Genomic DNA, 1235 nt, shown 5'->3' on the forward strand with positions numbered 1-1235 from the left:
TGAAGTGGTCCAATTGGAGCGGACACCCCGATAAGCCTCATAATGGAGGCAATGGAGGTGTTCATGACCAAGAAGACTCGACGTCGGTTTTCCGATGAATTCAAGGCGGATGCAGTGAGCCTGGTGATCGACCAGGGGTATTCCGTATCCGAGGCCGCCCGGCGCCTTGGCGTGGAGCGCAGCGTACTGGACCGCTGGTGCCGCAAGCACCGTCAGCAGGTCTCTGGCACCCCGGGACGGCAGGAGGACGATCGCGACGCCGAGATCAAGAAGCTCCGCGAAGAAGTTCGTAAGCTTCAGATTGAAAAGGATATTTTAAAAAAGGCGGCGGCCTTCTTCGCCAAAGAATCGAGCTGAGATACCAGTTTATCGAGTCGGAGAAGGCCACCTATCCCGTGGCCGTGTTGTGTCGAGTCATGCGGGTCAGCCGGAGCGGTTTCTATGCTTGGCGACGGCGTGGCCCTGATGATCATCGTCAGGCCTTACTTCAAGAGGTCAGAGAGATTCATCGCCAGAAGCGTGGCAGCTACGGCAGCCGTCGCATAGCCAGAGAGCTACGACGCCGAGGCTACGACGTCGGCCGTTACCAGGCCCGCAGCCTGATGCGGGAAGCAGGTGTAGAGGCACGTCAGCGGCGCCGCTGGCGCCACACGACCGACAGTGAGCATAGCCTGCCGGTGGCGCCTAACCTGCTGAACCGCCAGTTCATGGTGGCGGCACCGGATCGGGCCTGGGTGGCCGATATCACGGCGATCTGGACGCTGGAAGGGTGGCTCTATCTGGCGGCGGTGCTCGACCTCCACGATCGGCAGTTGGTGGGCTGGGCAATGGCGGACCATATGCGCACGCCGCTGGTCCTGGACGCCTTGGAAATGGCCGTAGGTCGCCGGCAGCCCGAGAGAGGGTTGATTCATCACAGCGATCGCGGCAGCCAGTACGCGTCACGTGATTACCGCGCCAGGCTGGATCGACACGGGTTCCAGGCTTCAATGAGCCGGAAGGGGAACTGCTGGGACAATGCCGTCATGGAGCGCTTCTTCGGCTCACTAAAAAGCGAGTGGCTGGCCGGCCAGCGATACTGGAGCCGGCAGGCAGCACGGCGGGATGTGATCGACTACATCGAGATGGAGTACAACAGCTGCCGGCTCCACTCGACCCTGGGCTACCAGACGCCGAGGGAGATTGAATTGGCAGCTGCGGCTTGAAAATGTGTCCGCTCTGACTTGACCAGAACA

General features: G+C 61.0%; 1 pseudogene. It reads left to right on the forward strand.

The annotated features are described in order from the left end of the window. Positions 1 to 63: 63 nt before the first annotated feature. Positions 64 to 1205 (forward strand): annotated as a pseudogene (locus H1D44_RS20665) (IS3 family transposase). Positions 1206 to 1235: the final 30 nt, after the last annotated feature.

It is taken from the genome of Billgrantia kenyensis, assembly GCF_013697085.1.
GTDB lineage: Bacteria > Pseudomonadota > Gammaproteobacteria > Pseudomonadales > Halomonadaceae > Halomonas > Halomonas kenyensis.